The 18,672-nt window shown below is 70.0% G+C and carries 20 protein-coding genes; 13 read left to right on the top strand and 7 right to left on the bottom strand.

The window, feature by feature from the left end:
- Positions 1-136: 136 nt before the first annotated feature.
- Positions 137-580 (bottom strand): peptidase inhibitor family I36 protein, encoded by a 444-nt coding sequence (locus ACIBO2_RS32275; RefSeq protein ID WP_397301716.1) that lies wholly within the window; start codon positions 578-580, stop codon positions 137-139.
- Between the two features lie 10 nt (positions 581-590).
- Positions 591-965, bottom strand: coding sequence for a hypothetical protein (locus tag ACIBO2_RS32280; protein ID WP_397301719.1), 375 nt, complete (start codon positions 963-965; stop codon positions 591-593).
- A gap of 1,323 nt (positions 966-2,288) precedes the next feature.
- On the opposite strand from ACIBO2_RS32280, the gene ACIBO2_RS32285 reads away from it, so the two are divergent.
- Positions 2,289-3,989, top strand: coding sequence for a tannase/feruloyl esterase family alpha/beta hydrolase (locus ACIBO2_RS32285; RefSeq protein ID WP_358543907.1), 1,701 nt, complete (start codon positions 2,289-2,291; stop codon positions 3,987-3,989).
- 160 nt (positions 3,990-4,149) lie between these two features.
- Here ACIBO2_RS32285 and ACIBO2_RS32290 read toward each other — a convergent pair whose 3' ends face one another.
- Together ACIBO2_RS32290 and ACIBO2_RS32295 are read right to left on the bottom strand one after the other, a co-directional pair.
- Positions 4,150-5,109, bottom strand: a complete 960-nt coding sequence (locus ACIBO2_RS32290) for a zinc-binding dehydrogenase (RefSeq protein WP_358543904.1) — start codon at positions 5,107-5,109, stop codon at positions 4,150-4,152.
- Entirely contained in the window at positions 5,106-5,354 is a 249-nt protein-coding gene (locus tag ACIBO2_RS32295; RefSeq protein ID WP_358543902.1) for a hypothetical protein, read from the bottom strand. The genes ACIBO2_RS32290 and ACIBO2_RS32295 overlap by 4 nt, the downstream gene beginning before the upstream one ends.
- A gap of 72 nt (positions 5,355-5,426) precedes the next feature.
- Between ACIBO2_RS32295 and ACIBO2_RS32300 the strand changes: the two genes are divergently transcribed.
- The 4 genes from ACIBO2_RS32300 to ACIBO2_RS32315 all read left to right on the top strand — a co-directional run bounded on the left by ACIBO2_RS32300 (position 5,427) and on the right by ACIBO2_RS32315 (position 8,418).
- On the top strand, positions 5,427-6,068 hold the full coding sequence (locus ACIBO2_RS32300) for a TetR/AcrR family transcriptional regulator C-terminal domain-containing protein (protein ID WP_397301723.1): 642 nt from the start codon (positions 5,427-5,429) through the stop codon (positions 6,066-6,068).
- A 247-nt stretch (positions 6,069-6,315) separates the two neighbouring features.
- Positions 6,316-7,113, top strand: coding sequence for a thymidylate synthase (locus ACIBO2_RS32305; protein ID WP_358543897.1), 798 nt, complete (start codon positions 6,316-6,318; stop codon positions 7,111-7,113).
- Positions 7,110-7,571 (top strand): dihydrofolate reductase, encoded by a 462-nt coding sequence (locus tag ACIBO2_RS32310; RefSeq protein ID WP_358543894.1) that lies wholly within the window; start codon positions 7,110-7,112, stop codon positions 7,569-7,571. The genes ACIBO2_RS32305 and ACIBO2_RS32310 overlap by 4 nt, the downstream gene beginning before the upstream one ends.
- A 70-nt stretch (positions 7,572-7,641) precedes the next feature.
- Positions 7,642-8,418, top strand: coding sequence for a hypothetical protein (locus ACIBO2_RS32315; RefSeq protein ID WP_397301726.1), 777 nt, complete (start codon positions 7,642-7,644; stop codon positions 8,416-8,418).
- A gap of 123 nt (positions 8,419-8,541) precedes the next feature.
- Here ACIBO2_RS32315 and ACIBO2_RS32320 read toward each other — a convergent pair whose 3' ends face one another.
- A complete protein-coding gene (locus ACIBO2_RS32320; protein WP_397301729.1) occupies positions 8,542-9,489 on the bottom strand; it encodes an NAD(P)-dependent alcohol dehydrogenase in 948 nt (315 codons plus the stop codon).
- 124 nt (positions 9,490-9,613) lie between these two features.
- On the opposite strand from ACIBO2_RS32320, the gene ACIBO2_RS32325 reads away from it, so the two are divergent.
- Positions 9,614-10,282 (top strand): TetR/AcrR family transcriptional regulator, encoded by a 669-nt coding sequence (locus ACIBO2_RS32325; protein ID WP_397301731.1) that lies wholly within the window; start codon positions 9,614-9,616, stop codon positions 10,280-10,282.
- 111 nt (positions 10,283-10,393) lie between these two features.
- Here the strand turns inward: ACIBO2_RS32325 and ACIBO2_RS32330 are convergent, their stop codons facing one another.
- Complete coding sequence (locus ACIBO2_RS32330; protein ID WP_397301734.1) at positions 10,394-11,353, bottom strand: LysR family transcriptional regulator; 960 nt, start codon at positions 11,351-11,353, stop codon at positions 10,394-10,396.
- 109 nt (positions 11,354-11,462) lie between these two features.
- Here ACIBO2_RS32330 and ACIBO2_RS32335 point away from each other — a divergent pair, with 109 nt between their 5' ends.
- From ACIBO2_RS32335 to ACIBO2_RS32365, 7 genes are all read left to right on the top strand, one after another.
- Positions 11,463-12,086: a LysE family translocator gene (locus tag ACIBO2_RS32335; RefSeq protein ID WP_358543881.1), complete on the top strand. Its 624-nt coding sequence runs from the start codon at positions 11,463-11,465 to the stop codon at positions 12,084-12,086.
- A 132-nt stretch (positions 12,087-12,218) separates the two neighbouring features.
- Positions 12,219-14,483, top strand: a complete 2,265-nt coding sequence (locus tag ACIBO2_RS32340) for a GAF domain-containing sensor histidine kinase (RefSeq protein ID WP_358543878.1) — start codon at positions 12,219-12,221, stop codon at positions 14,481-14,483.
- Positions 14,480-15,127: a response regulator transcription factor gene (locus tag ACIBO2_RS32345; RefSeq protein ID WP_358543876.1), complete on the top strand. Its 648-nt coding sequence runs from the start codon at positions 14,480-14,482 to the stop codon at positions 15,125-15,127. The genes ACIBO2_RS32340 and ACIBO2_RS32345 overlap by 4 nt, the downstream gene beginning before the upstream one ends.
- 126 nt (positions 15,128-15,253) lie before the next feature.
- The gene (locus ACIBO2_RS32350) at positions 15,254-15,712 is read left to right on the top strand and encodes a DUF6294 family protein (protein WP_358543874.1); all 459 of its coding nucleotides are present in this window, start codon (positions 15,254-15,256) and stop codon (positions 15,710-15,712) included.
- Between the two features lie 28 nt (positions 15,713-15,740).
- Positions 15,741-16,259 carry a hypothetical protein gene (locus ACIBO2_RS32355; RefSeq protein WP_358543871.1) on the top strand — a complete coding sequence of 173 codons (519 nt, stop codon included), beginning with the start codon at positions 15,741-15,743 and terminating at the stop codon, positions 16,257-16,259.
- Positions 16,260-16,287: 28 nt separating this feature from the next.
- Positions 16,288-16,509, top strand: a complete 222-nt coding sequence (locus ACIBO2_RS32360; RefSeq protein ID WP_358543868.1) for a hypothetical protein — start codon at positions 16,288-16,290, stop codon at positions 16,507-16,509.
- A 250-nt stretch (positions 16,510-16,759) separates the two neighbouring features.
- Complete coding sequence (locus ACIBO2_RS32365; RefSeq protein WP_397301740.1) at positions 16,760-18,052, top strand: cytochrome P450; 1,293 nt, start codon at positions 16,760-16,762, stop codon at positions 18,050-18,052.
- Positions 18,053-18,100: 48 nt separating this feature from the next.
- Here ACIBO2_RS32365 and ACIBO2_RS32370 read toward each other — a convergent pair whose 3' ends face one another.
- Positions 18,101-18,559, bottom strand: a complete 459-nt coding sequence (locus tag ACIBO2_RS32370) for a S26 family signal peptidase (protein WP_358543941.1) — start codon at positions 18,557-18,559, stop codon at positions 18,101-18,103.
- Positions 18,560-18,672 lie beyond the last annotated feature (113 nt).

Genomic DNA, 18,672 nt, shown 5'->3' on the forward strand with positions numbered 1-18,672 from the left:
TGTGTGGGGGGGGGGGCGTGGGCCGTAGTTGGTGGTTGTCTGGGGGGGGTTTTCCCCGGGCCGGGGGTGGCGGGCGGGGTTTTTCCCACAAACCCGGGGGGCGGGGGCCCCGCCCCCCCCCCCGCCGGGAACGGGGTCAGTTCCAGTAGTGCGATTCGGAATTGTTCGCGAACGTGGGCGCGGTGTTCCCGTAACCGCCCGGTACGAGCTGCCCGCACTGGCCGGACTGGTATGTGTTGGTGCAGATGTAAGCGTTCAGGAACAGGTGCGCGTTGATGGCGGACTCGTCATTGTTGGCGATGAATCCGTTTGCCGTGCTGGCGGACCAGTCTGGGTGTCCGGTCGTATCCATGTACGTGAAGTCCGCCATGCGGCCGGTCAGGTTCTGATTTTCCCAGACGCACAGGTCGTACCAATTGCAGACGCCGTCCTCCATGATTCCGGAGATGGTCGGCTTCTGTAATGTGGTGGAAACCTTGGACTTTTGGAGGTAAGACGGCTCCGGCTCCGCTTTCGCCGGGAGGGAGAACAGGGCGAGGGTGCAGAATGCCAGGAGCATTCCGATGACGGCGCGTCGCATCGTGATCCTTTCAGCAGGCGAGGGTGACTTCGGGGGTTGTGCCGTTCATGGTCAGTGGGGACCCGGCGTAGCCGGCCTTGGTGAACACGGCGGTGCCGCCGGCGAAGTACGTGTTCGTGGTGCCCTGGCACGGCGCGCTGGAGTAATGGATCCCGTAGTTGGCCGGGTTGTAGCGCTTGGTGGTCGTGGTGGTGGACCCGTCCTTGTAGAGGTTGAGGTACAGGTCGATCGAGTCGACGACGGCGGTGCACTGCACCTCGATCTCGGTGTGTACGTCGTTGTACAGGCTGTTGACGTACGGGAGGCTGAGATAACCGCCGCAGTAAATGACGTCCGCCGCCGCGTTGCCGCCCTTCGGGGTGTCAGCCTTTCTCGTGAGGGTCATCGTGAACGACTGGGTGGCGCCGCCTTTGAGGGGAACGGACGGCCTTTCCGGAGCGGCGGAGGCCGGGTTGCCCATAAGAACGACTGATAACGCGAGGGCGACGGACAAAACGAGTGTGCGAAGACGTGTGGACATTTCTGCGCCTCCAGAGGAAGAAGAGGGTTCATGCTGCCTCCCCTATGGTGATCGACTGCCGGGGACGCGTCTTCGTTATATTGCGTAAAACTTCCTGTCAAAATCTGCCTAGCATTTGTAACAAAGGGTAAAGTCCCGTGTCGGCGCGCTGGAGCGCGGCCGATGCGCAGGCAGAACGGGCAAAGCTGCGAAGCCCCCGCTGGGCGGGCTCCGGTGGCGAACTTGTCCGCCAGCCATTGCCTGCCTTCCCCGTTCTCGTAGTAGCCGCTGCACCCCGGGCTCGGGCTCGGCGGATCTCCCGGCTCCACCCCCATTTCCCGGCATTTGGCCAGGATGGTGGCGAAATCCGAGGGTGTTGCCGCCGATCGCGACGGTGACGATGTCCTCGTCGCCGTTGAGCGCGTCGATCTGCGCGGGCTTGGCCGGCCGTGCGCAGGCGCCACGGTTGAACGGCGGGCCCAGGAGCATGTCACAGGTCTGCGGGTGCAGGACGCCCTTGCCTACCTCGGCTGCACCGTGACGCTCAGGGCGATGGGTGGTAGGCGCATGCCTCTCCTTCGTCGGTCACATGTGGCATTTGCTTGGCCCGGAGCGGCGAGGGGGCATGAGGTCTCTGCCAGGTGGCTGTGCTTCCTGCGGTGATTCTTCTCGATCTCCGAGGGCCAGCCTCGGCCGCTACGTCCGCCTCGGCGAGGAAACCTCGGCCCGCGTCACCGCCGAGCACGACCCCGCGGCCCGGCGACGCCAACGCTGAAAGCTAGGCGCCTACCGCCAAGGGTCACCGTGGTCCTGGCACCCCCGCCGTACCCACTGATCAACACAGTGGCGGCTGGCCGGAGCTGTAGGAGTTCCGGGGCGTCACGGATCGCTAACAGGCGAAGAATCCGCAGGTCGCTACCGCTAATTTCGGCACTCAGCCTCCTCGAAGGCCGAGATCACGATTGCGGTTCTTGATCGTTTCCGAGCGGTGACTGTCGCTGACTTGGCTATCTCTCCGGCATGATCAAAGGCTCGCGGAGGATGCGGGTCGACCGACCTCGACCTGGAGCGGGCCCAAAAGCCATTGCCGCCGATCCCCGCCTTCCTTCACGATCAAGTATGGCGATGACACGAGAACTGCTCGCTTGTGTACGGGGTCGGACGCCGGGCCGCGCCGGCCGCACCGTTGGAGTCCGGGCGCTACCGGTTGTGCTCGCCGTCCTCGCCGTCCTCGTGATGGCCGGCGGTGGCCAGGCCGCGGCCCGTACGGCCGTGGCCGGGGTGGCCGCCGAGGCGCCCGGTTCGTCCTCCGGCCCTCCCGTGGTGCTGCCGAAGATCGACTGCGCGGCCCTCGCCGGGCAGGACCTGTCGGGCACGCCCGGCGCTCCGGCGGTCATCGGGTCCGCGACCGCGACGACCTCGCCGGTCGGCTGGGCGGCCTGCGAAGTCAAGGGAACCGCGGCGCCGCAGATCCAGTTCGACGTGCTCCTTCCCACCGAGACGTGGCGGCAGCGGTATCTGCAGACCGGGTGCGGGGCGTTCTGCGGGAGCGTCGACATCTACGCCGACGCGACGGACGGGTGCGTGCCGCTGACCCGCGGCGACTTCGTCATAGCCACCGGCAACGGGGGGCACGTCGGCGTCTCCGGCTTCGACGGCACGTTCGGTGCCGATCCGCAGCTCCGGGTCGACTTCGGCTACCGCTCCGACCACGTCGTCGCGCTCGTCGCCAAGCGGCTCATCGCGCTCTACTACGGGCAAGGCCCGCGCTACTCCTACTTCGACGGCTGCTCGCAGGGCGGCCACGAGGGGATGACCGAGGCGCAGCGCTACCCGCGTGACTTCGACGGCATCATCGCCGGCGCCCCGGCGTCGTTGCTCACGTCGCTCATCGTGTGGTCCGCGGGCTGGCACGCCACGGCCAACACCGACGCGCGGGGCCGGCCCATCATGACCGCCGCCAAGCTTCCCGCGCTGCACGCCGCCGTCATGCGCGAGTGCGACGCACGGGACGGCCTGGCCGACGGCCAGATCGACGACCCGCGTGCCTGCGCCTTCGATCCGCGGAGCCTGCGCTGCGCGACAGGAACCGACAGCGCGGACTGCCTCACCGACGCGCAGATCGATGCCGTACGCAAGCTGTACGACGGGCCACGCGACGAGCGGGGCCGGCGGATGTACCCGGGGGGCGAGCCCGTGGGCTCGGAAGCGAACTGGGCCCGCTGGGTCACCCCGACCGCCACCGGCGCCCCGGCCGTGGCCGAGGGCAACGCGACGAACGCGCTGAAGTACCTCGCCTACCCCTCTGCCCGGCCGTCGGCGACACTGCGCGACCTGCGCTACGACTCGGCGACGTTCCGCGAAATCAACCAGCAGGCCGGCGTCTACGACGCGAGCGATCCCGACCTGACGGCCTTCCGCGCCGCGGGCGGGAAGCTCCTCCTCTGGCACGGCTGGGCAGACCAGGCGATCTCGCCGTACGGGACGATCGCCTACTACCACGCCCTCACCGAGCGCATGGGCGGGACGGACGCCACGCAGCGGTTCGCCCGCCTGTTCATGCTGCCGGGCGTCGCCCACTGCGGTGACGGTCAGGGACCGGACGCGTTCGACGCGCTCACCCCCGCCCTCGCCTGGGTCGAGAACGGCGTCGCACCTGACCGGCTCGTCGCCACGAAGCGCCAGGACGACACCGTCGTACGGACCCGGCCGGTCTACCCCTATCCGGCCGTCGCACGCTACGACGGGAGCGGCAGCATTGACGACGCGGCCAACTTCGCACCGACACCGCCGCCCACGCGCTACGAGGACGACATCCCCTGGCTCGGGTCGTTCCGCTCCGGCTACGAGCAGACCTGCGGCTGGCACGACGGCCGCTGGTCCTGCACCCTGGCGCGACGGCCGAGCTAGCTGGGCGGCTTGGCGTCCTACTCCAGAACCACGGCCAGGGCCACTTGGTCCTGTCACCGCCCCGCTCACGCCAACGACGCTGACCAGCAACTACCGCGCTGCCCGCAGCCCGTTTCTGCCCAATTCGTGAACCACCCCTAGTGTCGTGGGCGCGGGCCGGTCATGGCATCACGACGAGTCGCCTGCCTTTGAGGTCGGTTCGCTGCCAAGCGGTCGCGATGTCGCTCAGCGGGACCTTCTCCACGTCGAAGGTGAGCTCGCCGGACCGCGTCCACGTCACGACCTGCTGGTACACCTCGTCCATGGTCCGCGGGTCGAGTCCCTTGGCCGCGCCGTAGATCTCCACGCCGGAGGTGCGCAGGCTCGACCCGGCGAGGGCGAGCTCGGTGTCGACCGACTCGCCGATCTGGACCACCCGGGTCGGCTTGGCGAACGCGAACGACCGCGGCACCAGCGCGCGCAGCAGGATCTCGCTGGGCCTGCCCCACAGGTAGTCCATGACGACGTCGTAGCCGTCCCCCCTGGCGTCGAGGTACGCCTGCGCCAGCGCCTCGTCGGAGACCGCGGTGTTGATCACCGTGTCGGCCCCGATGGCCTGTACCTCGCGCAACTGGTCGTCGTCGCGGCCGGTGGCCACGATGCGGCCGGCGCCCAGCAGCCGGGCCACCTTGACCGCGAGCCGCCCGGCGACCCCGGTGGCGCCCTGCACCAGCACCGTCTCCCCGGGAACGAACCCCGCGGCCGTCTTCATCGACATGGCGGTGACGGCCGAGGCCATCACCGCCACCACGGCCGGGTCGATGCCGTCGGGGATCGGCATGTAGGAGCCCTGGGGCACCACGGCCTTCTCGGCGAGCGCGCCGTAGGGCGGGCGGATGTTGCCGAACCCGACGAGCGTGCCGTCCGGGAGAGCGCCGATGCCGTCGAAGGCAGGGATCATCGGAAGCCGGCCGATGTACTTCTCGCCGGCGTAGTGCGTACCGGCCGCGATCGCCTTGTCGACGTTCTCGACGGCGACCGCCTTGACATCGATGATCACCTCGCCGTCGTCGGCCACCGGATCGGGGAAGTCCTCATAGCGCGGGATGCCGCCGACCTCGTGGAGCACCGCTGCCTTCATCCCAGCTCCTGCCCGAACAAGCGAGCGATCCGCATCTGCCACGCCACCAGGACACGAGGCGGCCGGGCCGAGAAGTGGTTGAACCCGTGGTCGTGCGAACGGTGGTGCGTGAGCGAGTGCCGCCACCCATGGCCGTGGCGGGCCTGGCCCTGGTGCCCGGCCGGCCGCTCGGTGTGCGCGGGAATCCCCGGAATGCGATGGGTCGCCCGGTGCAGCAGGTCGCGGAGCGAGTGCTGGTGTCTCATCGTCGCCTCCTCTGGCGCGCGAGTCTCTATCACTGATAGGGCACTCTATCACTGATAGACTCCGGAAGGGAGGTGCCGGAATTGGCTTTGGACAAGCAGCGGATCGTCACCGAGGCCGTCGCGCTACTGGACGCAGAGGGTCTCGACGGCGTGACCACGCGCAAACTGGCCGCCCGGCTCGGCGTACAGTCGCCGACCCTTTACTGGCACATCCCGAACAAGGCGGCGCTGGTCACCGCGATCGCCGAGGCGATTCTCGAGCAGCAGTTCCCCGAGCCGGCGTCGCCCGCGCCGGAGGAGCGCTGGGCGGACTGGCTGATCGGCCTGGCCGAGCGGCTGCGCCGCGCGCTGCTGGCCCACCCGGACGGAGCCCGGATCATCGCGGCCTCCCAGCTGTCCCTCAAGATGGCCGCCATCTCCGAACTGGCAATGAGCGCACTGGTCGGGCGGGGCATTCCCCTGCGGCAGGCTCGCCTGATCGTATTGACGGTGTTGCGCTTCACCGTCGGCTACGTCCTGGAGGAACAGGCCGGCCGCCCCGACGCGGACGCCCTGGACGGCTTCGACATGGCCGCGTACGCCACGGCGTACCCCACCGTGATGGCCGGCGTGACAGAGTATTTCCAGGCTGGCCACAGCGTCGATGATCTGTTCCGCGACTGTCTGGAACAGATCATCCATGGTTCCGCGGCGCGGTCCGACCCCACGTCCTGACCGGTCAGCCCTGGCACAAGCGCCCCGGGTCGCCCAACACAGCAAGCCGGCGTCGTCTCTGTTTCATAGGCCCTCGCATATGAAACACCCGACCGGTACCTCTGGGACGACCAGTCACGCCAACCCGATCCGTCCGCGTTTCGCGGCGTACTTTTCATTCGCGTTGTGCTCGCGGGCCCCGGGGTCGCGGCATCGCCACCGGGCGCTGCTGGCCGGCCCGCAGGAACCGTGCTTCTAGACTTGCCGCATGTCGGATACGCAATATGAAGACCTGCTCCGCCTCGTGCTCGACACGGGCGCCCGCAAGGAGGACCGTACCGGGACGGGCACGCGGTCGATCTTCGGTCACCAGTTGCGCTACCGGCTGTCGGACGGCTTCCCACTGATCACCACAAAGAAGGTCCATTTCCGCTCGATCGCGTACGAATTGCTGTGGTTCCTGCGCGGCGACGCGAACGTCGCCTGGCTGCGGGAGAACGGCGTCACGATCTGGGACGAGTGGGCGGCGCCGGACGGTGATCTCGGCCCGGTCTACGGTGTGCAGTGGCGGTCATGGCCGACCCCGGACGGGGGGCACATCGACCAGATCAGCGAAGTGCTGCGCACGCTCCGCGAGAACCCCGACTCTCGGCGGATCATCGTGTCCGCGTGGAACGTCGCCGACATCCAGCGGATGGCGCTGCCGCCATGCCACGCCTTCTTCCAGTTCTACGTCTCCGACGGCGAACTGTCCTGCCAGCTGTACCAGCGCAGCGCGGACCTGTTCCTCGGCGTGCCGTTCAACATCGCCAGCTACGCACTGCTGACGCACATGATCGCCGAGCAGGTGGGCCTCGGCGTCGGTGATTTCATCTGGACCGGAGGCGACTGCCACATCTACGACAACCACCAGGACCAGGTCCACACCCAACTCGCACGCCACGCGCGGCCGTTCCCGACCTTGAGCCTGAAGCCGGCCGACAGCCTGTTCGACTACACCTACGAGCACTTCACGCTGAACGGCTATGATCCGCACCCTGGCATCAAGGCGCCGGTGGCGGTGTGATCGGGCTCATCTGGGCGCAGTCGGCCAACGGCGTGATCGGCCGCGACGGCACGCTGCCCTGGCACCTGCCGGAAGACCTGAAGCACTTCCGCTCCCTGACCGCGGGCGCGACCGTGCTCATGGGCCGCCGTACCTGGGAGTCGCTGCCGCCGCGCTTCCGGCCGCTGCCGAACAGACGCAATCTTGTGCTGTCACGCACGCCACAGGAAGGCGTGGAGACCTTCCCCGACCTGCAGCAGGCGCTCGCCACGGCGGCCGGGGACGTGTGGGTGATCGGCGGCGCGGCCGTGTACCGGGCGGCGCTGCCGTTCGCGGACCGGATCGTGGTCACCGAGATTCGCGAGTTCTTCGCAGGAGACACGTACGCGCCGGACACGGGGCGCTCGCCGGACTCCGTCGGGCCGTGGCAGGAATCGTCGACCGGACTGCACTACCGGTTCGTGACCCGGGACCGCTGAACGACTGGGTCCGAGTGCCGCGCCCGGATAAGTCCCCTTATCCGGGCAAAAACTCCTAAGGTCCTGGGGCATGACCCTTGTTGAACATCACCTGGAAAGTGTCCGAGGCGCCGCCCAGGCGGGCGACTACGAGGCCGCGCGCGAATACGGCAGACTCCTGAGTCTTCTCCCGGCCGAGATGGAGGAGTCCGATGATGAGTGGCCGTGCGTGTGGTGGTTTCGTGTCGCGCTGGAAGGGCGCCCTGAGGATCACGAGGCTGCCGTCTTGCTGGCCGCCCGCCTTACCGGTGACGCCGATGCCCTCGCCTACGCCTATGGGCTCGACGACGAGGAGGATTGCGACGAGGAGGGTGAGGACGAGGAGGGCAACCTGGCCAGGAGGAACTGCGAACGGATGCGAAAAGAGGCGCAGCGGCTCTACGCGCAGGTGTTGCGAGCGGACCCCGCGCATCCGGGCGCTCGCAGCGGGTTGGCCGCTTTCGAGGGCGTGCCCTTTCCGGTGGCTCCCTTCAGCCACTACTTGGTCCAAGGGGAGTACTGGAGCGGCACGGCCGGATGCCGTGAACAGCTCGTCGTCAGTGACGCCGAAGAACTGCAGTGGGCATGCGATCACTGGTTCGCCGAGATCGCCGGTCTCGGCGCCTACCATCTGTCGGTGTACGCCTCGGGTGAGCGGCTGAGCCACGCGAGCCTGGAACCACTGGTCCGGGCGGCTGATGGATCTTTGGACTGGTCGGTGATCACCATCCCGCCACTTCCCGGGGAACCCCTGCCTCACGGCCATCCCGCGCTGCTGCACAACGGCCACATCGCACACTACGGCTGGTACTCCCTCGACCTCGGATGATCAGCGTGTGAGCGATCCCGACTCCGGCGATCAGCCGCTCAGTGTTCTCCGCCGCATCCTTCCGGAGCTTGCGCGGCCGCGTGGAGGTCATGGACAACGTATCCTGCGTGAGTGTTCGCCCCCTCACCTGATCTGGATGACGTGCTTGCCGCGGACTCCACCGGCTTCCAGGGCCCGGTGGGCATCGGCGAGCCGGTCCAGAGGGTGGACGGTGTCCACGACAGGGACGATGTCGCCGTGCTCGGCGTAACGGGTGATCTGGGCCAGCAGCTCGGTGTCGGGGTTGCCGCTGAAGACGCGGATGCGTCCGCTCCCGTGGATGGTGGAGGCGAGGATGGAGGCGAGGCCGGCCAGAGGCCTGTTGAAGTCGAGGGTGATGGCGACCATGCGCCCGCCGGGCGCCAGCAGGCGGCGCAAGCGGGACTGCTGCGTGCCGGCGGTGTCGACGATGACGTCGAAGCGGCCCAGCTCAGACAGGCGGGTCGTGCGGTAGTCGAGTGCTTCGTCGGCGCCCAGGCCGCGGACGAAGTCGAGGTTCTTGGCGCCCGCGAGAGCGACGACGTGGGCGCCGAAGAGCTTGCCGATCTGCACCACGACGCTGCCCACGCCTCCGCTGCCCCCGCGTACCAGTAGTCGCTCACCGGGTTTGATGGCGGCCTTGTCGCGCAGGGCGGTGACCGCCGTGGCCCCGCCGGCGAGCAGTGAGATGGCCTGCACCGGGGTGAGGTTCTGCGGAGCGGGGGCGATCTGGCGGGGGCGCACGGCGACGTGCTCGGCCATGCTGCCCGTCTTGCGCCCCAGTAGCCCCCACACCCGATCCCCTTCACGTACTCCGGTGACCGACGAACCGACTTCGGTGACCTCCCCGGCGAAGTCGATTCCGCTCGTCTTGGGGAAGTTGCGGCCGGTTACCAGGCGCGTTCTCCCGGCCCGGTCGAGCAGCTCGCCGCCGTTGACGCTGGCGGCGTGCACCCGCACCAGCACCTCCTCGGGCGCGGGGGTCGGCGTCGGCCGCTTGCCCACATAGAGGACCTCCGGGGGGCCGAATCGGTCGAAGAGGGCTGCGCGCATGTCGCTCATGATCTTGTCCTGTGTCGCATTTCGAAGCCGCGGAGGCGCTGGGTGCGCCCGCTGGTACGCTCACGCTAAACCCGTAAGTGGATGACATCGTCCATTTAGCTTGAAGTGAGAGACATTGCCTGCTCAGCCATCTCACAAGCCGTCCGGCCACGTCGGCGATGTGCCCGGCGGTGCGGACCCGGTGGGCCTGCGCGCCGATGCCCGGCGCAACCGGGAACGCATCCTCCAAGCCGCCCGCGAGGTGTTCGCGGCCCAGGGTGTTGACGCCCCTATGAGCGCCGTCGCCCGCCGCGCCGGCGTCGGCGTGGCAACCCTCTACCGCCGCTTCCCCACCCGCACCGTGCTGGCCACGGCCGCCTTCGCCGAGCAGCTCGCCGTGTGCGCGGCAGCCTTCGACGAGGCCCTCGCCGACCCTGATCCCGGGCACGGCCTGTACACACTCCTGGAGAAGGTGTGCACCACGCAGGTGACCGACCGCGGCTTCGCCTTCGTCTTCTGGGATCAGTTCCCCGACGCCCTTGATCACGATCACGAACGCGACTGTGCCGAAGAGGCTCTGGCGCGGCTGGTCCAGCGTGCCCGCGAGACCGGACAGCTGCGCGACGACTTCGACCTCGCCGATATCACCCTCCTACTCCTGGCGAACAGCGGCCTCACCGGGCAACCGAGAGACGCCGCCCTCGCGGCCTCCCGGCGCCTGCTGGCCTATCTCTTTCAGGCTTTCCAGGTACAGCGCCCTGGCTCTCTCCCGCCTCCCGCGGCGATAGGCCCTGCGCTCGCGTAGCTACGGGCAGGGTGAAACGCCGACGCCGAGCCAGCTGGCGGCGTCGATGGTCGGTCGGAGCGGGACCGGCCGCTCCGGACCAGGCTGTGTCGATTCAGAACCCGGGGGCTTTCAGGCTCCGTGCGGTGAGTTCGATGGCAGGGGAGCCTCCCAGGTGGCGGTGATGTCGCGGGCGACATCACGGAGGAGGTCGATGAGCATGTCCACGAGTGGTGTGAGGCCGGCGTCGGTTCTGGTCACGGCGTAGAGCTGGCGGTAGGGACTGGGGTGGGCCAGTTCGCGATGGGTGGTGCCAGGCGCATGGGTCAGGGCCAGGCGCGAGACCAGGGCCACGGCGATGCCTGTGCCGACGAGGGCCTGGGCGACGTCGTAGGACTCGGTCTCGAACCGCACGGTGGGAGTGAAACCGGCCTCGCGGGCGGCGTCGTGGAACTGTTCGCGGGCGGCATGGCCGGCCAGGATGGAAACCCACGATTCGTCGCGCAGTTGTTCCAGGCGAAGTTCGGTGTCCGCGGGCTGCCCGGTGGCCAGTGGGTGGTCATCGGGGAGAACCACGACCATCGGGTCCAACAGCAGCGAGTGGGCCCGTAGGTGTGGGGGCGGCGTGAGCGGTGTGCCCCAGGACGCGACGATGGCGAGGTCCAGGCGCCCCGCGCTGATCTCCTCCGCTCCGCGTCCGGACACCACGTCCACGACCGAGACGTCGGCGTCCGGATGGCGGTGCCGCAGGGCCGTCAGGGCGGGTGGCAGCAGATGCAGGGCAGCCGCCTGGAACGTGCCGATCCGCAGACGGAGCGAGAGGTGGCCGAGCAGTGCGGCCAGTTGCGCCTCGGCCTTGTCCGATGCCTCCTGCACGGTTCGACCGTGGGAGGCGAGCAGCGCACCGGCCGCGGTGAGCGTTGCTCCGCGAGGACCACGGATGACCAGGGGCACCTGCCAGTCGCGCTCGGCCTTGGCCACCTGCTGGGTGACCGCCGCGGGTGTGAGTTGGAGCGCGTGAGCCGCCGCCGTCAAGGAGCCGTGCCGCTCGATCAACGCGAGAAGCCGCAGCTGTCCCGGATCCACCAGCATTCACTAATCCTAACGCTGCACCCTTCTCTTTTAACTTCTCTTACGAGTATGGGAGAGGAAGACTCGTGGGACACCCATCGGCCGCAATCCCCGGAAGGGGTTCTTTCCCATGCCCACGCATGTGCCCGTTTTCATCGCCACCACCTTGCTGCTGGCGATGCTGCCAGGCGCGAGTCAAGCCCTGATGATCCGGCAGGTTCTGGAAGGCGGGCAACGTACGGTCCGAGGCACGCTCGCGGGCAACGCCACCGGCTTCCTGCTGTGGTCCACGGCCGCCGCGGCCGGGCTGTCCGCCGTCCTGCTGGCCAGCCCCACCGCGTACGCGGTGCTCCGGATCGCGGGCGGCATCGTGCTGATGATCCTCGGGGTGAACACGCTACGGACCGCGCTCACCACCGTCTCCACTCCCCCGGTCTTCGAGGGCGGGCGCCGCACCGGCTTCGCGGGCGGATATCTCACCGGCCTGATCACCAACCTCGGCAACCCCAAGGCGGGCGTGTTCGCCGTCTCGGTGCTGCCCCAGTTCGTGACCCCGAATGGCCCGGTGTTCCTGTCGACCGTCGCCCTGGGAGCCCTGTGGGCGCTCGTCAGCGCCTCCTGGTACACGTTGCTCACCTGGGCCGTCAGCCGAGGGCGCGCCCTGGTATCGCAGCCGACCGTCCTGCGGGGACTCAGCGTGACCACCGGCGTCGTCCTGCTGGGGCTGGGCGCCGCGGTGGCGGCGGGTATCTGAGGGCGGGGCCGGTACTTCTTCCAGCGCCCGACTCGACTTTTGACCCACCGGTCGGCCGGCCGCCATTGGCTCAGGACGGTCCTGTCCGGCGGGCCGGTGGTTTCGCGGCCGGTTGTCGGTGAGGATGGGGGTGTGTCCGCGTGGCTGTCCTGGTGGGCTTCGGTGCGACGCTCGCGCAGGGTTCCGGCCGGGGTCGCGATCGTCCTGGTGGTGCTGGGCGTCGTCGCGACCGCCGTCTCGCTGGACGCCCCGTCCGACGGCAGCATCGTGCGGCTGGGCTGGTCGACGTGGCGGCTCGACGGCGTCGTGGTGGACGTGCCGGCCGCGCCCTCGGGGCCTGGGCTGCGGACCGGGGACCTGGTGATCGCCGTCGCGGGCCGGCGCCTGGCCGACGGGCTCGGCGCCGTCGCTCGTCCTGGCCCGGGCGCGAGCGTCCCGTACGGCGTGGCCGGTGAGGACGCGGTCGTGGCGGTGCGCGTCGATCGGCCCTATCCGTACCCGCTGCTCGTGCAGGGCTGGGGCAATCTCGTGTTCGTCCTGGCGCTGGCGGGGCTGGCGGCCGCGCTGTACCTGCGGCGGCCCGAGGCGCCCGCGACGGCCCCGCTGCTCGTGCTTGCGGCCGGGCTGCTGGGCAGCACGCTCACCGTCGCCGTCGGACTGCCCGTACTCGCGCTGGCCACCGGCGGCCCTCAGCTCTGGCTGTTCCACATCAACGCGATCGTGTCGTACTCCATCGGCTGGGGAGCGTTCCTGGCCTTCGTGCTCGCGTTCACGGCTCGCCAGCCTCTGTCGCCCCGCACCCGGAAGACGATCGCCGTCGCGTACGCCGCGCCCCTGGCCGCGATGGCCGTGTGGAGCGGGGTCGCGGCGCTGATGGCGCCTGACACGCTGCGGTGGCTCGGCCTGCTGCACAGCGGTCAGACGGCGGTGGTGGCGCTGGCGCTGGTGGCCGGGACGGTCTGGGGCGCGATCAGCTATCGCGGCAACCCGGATCCGCTGATGCGCGGGCGGACGCGCTGGATGCTGGGCGGCGGCGCGACCACGGCCGTACTCGGCATCGCGGGCTGGCACCTGCCGGAACTGATCACCGGAACGCAGCCGCTGCCGTGGGGCGCGCTCGGCCTGTCCGGACTGCCGTTCGTGGCCGGGATCGGGGTCGCGCTGCGCCGCCACCGCCTGTTCAACGTCGAGAGGCTGGCCAACCGCTCGCTGGTCTACGCCACCGTGGTCGCGATCCTGGTCGCCGGGTACGCGGCCGTGGTCGCGATCCTGGTCAGCGTGCTGCGGCTGTCGGGCACCGTGGCCGCCGCGCTCGCCGCGGCCAGTGCGGCGCTCGCGCTGGCGCCGCTGCGCAACGCTGCGCAGAGCACCGTCAACCGGGTGATGTACGGCGACCGCCACGACCCGGAGGGGGCGCTGACCCGCCTCGGGACACGGCTGCAGGCGGTGCTGCTGCCCGCCGAGATGCTACCGGCGATCGTGGAGACCGTGGCCCGGTCGTTACGCGTGCCGTACGTGGCGATCGACCTGGTGGACGGCGCGGGCGAACGCCACCCGGCGGCCCGGCACGGCGTCGCGGCGGGCCAGGTGCACGCCGAGCCGCTGCGCTACCACGGGACGCTCGTCGGGCTCCTGCTCGTCTCGGCGCGCGGCTCGGACGACCCGCTCGATCCCATCGACCTCAGCCTGATCGCCTCGCTGGCCCAGCAGGTGGGAAGCGCGGTGCAGGCGGTACGGCTGCACGACGACCTGGCCCGCTCCCGCGCCGAGGTGGTGGCCTCGCGGGAGGACGAACGCCGCCGGCTGCGCCGCGACCTGCACGACGGGCTGGGACCGACGCTGGCCGCGATCGGGCTCAAGGCCGCGCTGGCGGCCCGCGCCGTACCGGGTGACTCGGCGGCGCGTTCCCTGCTCGGCGAGATATCCGCGGAGGCGAGCGCGTCGCTGACCGACATCCGGCGCCTGGTCGAGGCGCTGCGCCCGCCCGCGCTGGACGAGCTGGGCATCGTCGCGGCGGTACGCTCCCGAGCGGCGAGCCTGGCGGGGGCGATGCCGATCGAGGTCATCGGCGAGGAGGGCCTGCCGCCGCTGCCCGCCGCGGTCGAGACGGCGGCCTACCGGATCGCCGTCGAGGCGATCACCAACGCGGTCCGGCACAGCGGCGCGACCGGCTGCACCGCCGAGATCGCGCTGGCGGCCGGCGGCGTCGAGGTGACGGTACGCGACGACGGCTGCGGGCTCGATCCTGCGCGGGCGCCCGGGGTGGGGCTGCGTTCCATGCGGGAGCGGGCCGCCGAGGTCGGCGGGCAATGGTCGATATGCTCCCTGCCCGAGGGGGGCACCTGTGTGCGCGCCTTCCTGCCGGCGGATCTGGGCGAGTCTGGGAGGGCACGATGATCCGGCTGATCCTTGCCGACGACCACCCCGTGTTCGCGTCGGGCCTGCGGGCCCTGCTCGACTCCGAGGAGGACATGACGGTGCTCGCGGTCGCCGCGACCGGCGAGCAAGCACTGCGCTCGGCGATCGAGCACCGGCCCGACGTCGCGGTGCTCGACGTCAACATGCCCGGCGGCGACGGGCTCACGGTCACCTCCCGGATGCGGGCCGCCGCTCTGCCCACGCGTGCGCTGATCCTGACGATGTACGACGACGACGAGAACGTCCTTGCCGCCCTGCGGGCCGGCGCCCACGGCTACGCGCTCAAGGGCGCCGGCCCCGAGGAGATCACGGCCACGGTCCGCGCGGTCGCCCGCGGCGAGGCGGTCTTCGGCGCCGGCGTGGCGACGCGGCTGCTCGCGCACTTCTCCAAGGCCGTCGTGGCCTCCCCGTTCCCGCAGCTCACCGAGCGGGAACACGAGGTGCTCGGGCTGGTCGCGCGGGGCCTGGACAACATGGCGATCGCGCGGCGCCTCGGCGTGAGCGGCAAGACCGTGCGCAACCACGTCTCGAACGTGCTGACCAAGTTGCAGCTGGCCGACCGGCCCGCGGCGATCGTGCGGGCCCGCGAGGCGGGACTCGGCGGAGCGCCCGAATCCCACTGAAAGCCCCTTTCGCCCGGGAAAACCTCCCGGATCGACCGGGACCCGGGACCCATGACGACGGGACGCGGCGCCGCCCACCCTGAGGGTGACTGATCGACGAGCCACCTTCAAGGAAAGGACGATCCCATGCGCGGGAGCCAAAGGATGCTGGGCGCCATATCGACCACCGCGGCCCTGATCGCGGGGCTGACCTTCGCCACCTCCGCAACCGCCCACGCGCAGGGCACCACCGCCCTGGCCACCAAGACCTTCTACTTCGGAACGATGCGGGCGGGCGACTGCACGATGTTCTCGGGCGCCCGATGGACCTTGACCTCCACCGGCAAGGCCTCCTTCGACGGCACGGTCACCAGCAGTGATGACGACGACGCCTGGCTGATGTGGGCGAAGATCAAGGACGAGAACGGCGCCGTGCTCGGCTGGCTGCGACACACCCGCTCCAACCCCACGAACCTGACGAAGTTCGTCATGAACATGCCCAGCCACACCGAGCCGTACCGGTGGCAGATCAAGGACACCGAGGCGGAGTTCGACCCCGGCCTGTTCCCGCTCATCAAGCACATGTCGCTGAGCAAGCACTGCTGAGCCCGCACCGCCCGCCCTGACGACGAACATGAGAGCACGGGCGCTCGGCGGGCTGGGGCTGCTGGCCTCGGCGATGCTCTGCCTCGCCGCGACCCTGACCGCACCCGCCGAGGTGATGTGGGGGGCCGGAGCATGGGCCGGGGTGGCGGCGACCGCGACGGTGTACCGCGACGTCGCGCGGCACGCCGGACGTGGGCGGGCCGCCGTCGCCCTGGCCCTGCTCGGGGTGGTCGCCTCGGCCTGGATGGTCGAGGCGACGCTGCGGGTCGCCGGCGGGCGGTGGGTCGCGGCGCAGCCGGTCCCGCGGCTCGCCTTGGCCTATGCCGCCGCCGCCGGCATCGCGTTGCTGGCGTACGGGCTCGCCCGCGCCGCACTGGTCCGGCCGGCGGCTGGAGCGGCCATCGCGTTCGCCGCTCTGCTCGGCCCGCTCACCGGCGATCCGGGAGCCCCCTACCTCCTGGGTGCCGGGCCCCTCGGCGCCGCTCTGCTCGCCGGCGCGATCCGGACACGCATCCCGGCACGGAGGTCGCGGGACGGCCCGGCCTGATCCATACGATACGAAAGGAAAGATCGTCATGACCAACCCGAACTTCTCATCGTGGCAGAGCCAGCAGAACGCCAACCAGAACGCGGCCAGGGCGGCCCAGTGGGCGCGCCAATCCACTCAGGACTCGGCGCGGCTGGCGCGCCGCTCCGGCCGGTCGGGCTTCGTCGGCAACGTGATCGCGCTGCTGATCGTCATCGCCGTGCTCGTCGTCGCCGCGCCGTTCGTGCTGGAGATCATCGCCCACGTCTAGCACCTACTCGGGATCCGCTGACGAGTGATCTTTCCCGTCTGGACCTTTTGTAGCCAAAAAAGATGACTTAAGGTCAAAACGTGATCCAAGAGTGAAGGAGGTGCATCATGCGACGCTATTTCCGGATCTTGGTGGGACGGCTGGGTCGTGCTCGTGCCAACGGCGTCTATGCCCACGTGGAGTGCAGTAACGACTGACGTCCCCAGGGGCGGCCGCGCGCCGCCCCACCCACGCTCCCCCCGAGGTTGGTATGACCGAGACCGGAATCCCAGGCCCTCGCGGACGGTGGCTGGTCGGCCAACTCCCCGCCTACGAGCGCGACCGCATGTCCTGGCTGCGTACCAACCAGGCGGACTACGGCGACATCATCCGCCTGGCACCCCACGCCGTCGTCGTCCTCGACCCTGATGCCGCCCAGCAGATCTTCACCCAGACCAACGACACGTACATGCTCGACAACGCGATCGTGGTCAGCCGCCGGGCGCGAGCCGCGCAGGAGGCCCGCCTACCTGTCTTGATGCGCCGCCGCCGACTGGCCAGCCGCGCGATGGTCAACCATCTCACTCCGGAGCGCATCGACCGCCAGGTGGCCGAGCTGAGCGACCAGCTCCGCGCCCACGCGGGCCGCTCCACCGACCTGTTCACCGCCACCACCGCGATCTGCGGCACGGCCACGGCCTGGTTCTGCTTCGGCGGCGGCACCCGAGACTCCCGCGTCACCGAGATCGCGGAGGCCTCCCTCGCGGCCTTCTACGGAATCCTGAAGATCCTGGAGATCGGCGAGGTCCGCGTCCGCTGGCTCCCGCGCCCGGCCGCCAAGAAGGCCATCCGGGCCAACGAGGCCCTGCGCGCCCTGATCAAGGAGGAGATCGCCGGCCGCCGCGCTGCCACCCCGCCGCCCCACTCGCGCGACCTGCTCGACGAGCTGCTCCGCATCAGCGACAACGACGCCGACGTCGCGGCGGCGGTGCGCCTGGTGGTCTTCACCGCGCCCGGTGTCCCCGGCGCCGCCTCCTCCTGGCTCACCCTCCGGCTGGCCGAGCACCCGGAACTCGCAGCGCAGATCGCCGACGAGGCGGCCGGGCCCCTCTCGATCGGCCAGGCCGTCGGCGCGCGCGCCCTCCCGCTCGCCGACGGCTTCCTGCGCGAGGTGCTGCGCCTGCATCCGCCCCAGTGGATGCTCAGCCGTACGGCGTTGCGACCCACTCGGCTCGGGCCGTACGCCCTGGACACCGGCCAGCAGGTGATGGTCTGCACCTACCTCATCCACCGCGACCCCCGCTGGTGGGACGACCCGGAGGCGTTCTCACCGCAACGCTGGCACCAGACGCCCAAACGCGGCCGCTACCTCCCGTTCGGCGCGGGCCCGCGCGGCTGTCCAGGCTCCCCGCTTGCCAAGATCCAGCTCATGGCGCTGACGTCGCTGCTGGCGCGCGACTACCGTCTCCAGGTACGGCACGGCGACCCGGAGTTCGGCGGACTGCTCAAGCCGGCGGGCGTGCTGACCCTCATGGAACCGGCTGAAGATCGATCGCTTGGCTGAGTCGCCATGGACACGCGGCCGATCCCCTGCCGTTGCGGCTGGTGTCGATCACGAACTTGGCGGCGCCGCCGAGCGCGGAGTTGATCGCGTTGGCCTCGGGTTCGCGCCGGTGCTCCGAGGCGGTGCCAGGCGGCGCACCATCACACCGACGAACTCCTCGCCTCGCACGAAGCCGAAGTCCCGGGAGTCCCAGCTGGTGTCCGAATTGTCGCCCCGCACGACCAGGGCATGCCGCGGCACGACGGTCTCGGGCACGTCGCGAAAGGCCGGAAAGCCCTGTCTCGGTACGGGATCGCCGGCAACCGCGACCGCCCGTTTCACGAGCAACCGCCAACCGGGATGATCCGGTTTCTCCGGCAACGCCTCCTCGCCACCCGGTTCGAGACCCGGTGGCAGCCCGTCGATGGGCGGTGGATCGTCGATCCGGACGACCACGATCTGACCCGCGTGGACCCGCCTCGTCCTGCGGACGAGCAGCATGTCCCCGGAGCGCAGGGTGGGTTCCATGCTCGGCCCGTCAACGGTGGCCACCAGGTAGCGTCGGCGGATCCACCACAGCCAGGCTCCCAGCGCCAGCACGCCGCCTGCGCAAGAGAACAACCCTCGATCAAGTCGGGCGC

Source organism: Nonomuraea sp. NPDC050022, from assembly GCF_044460705.1.
GTDB lineage: Bacteria > Actinomycetota > Actinomycetes > Streptosporangiales > Streptosporangiaceae > Nonomuraea.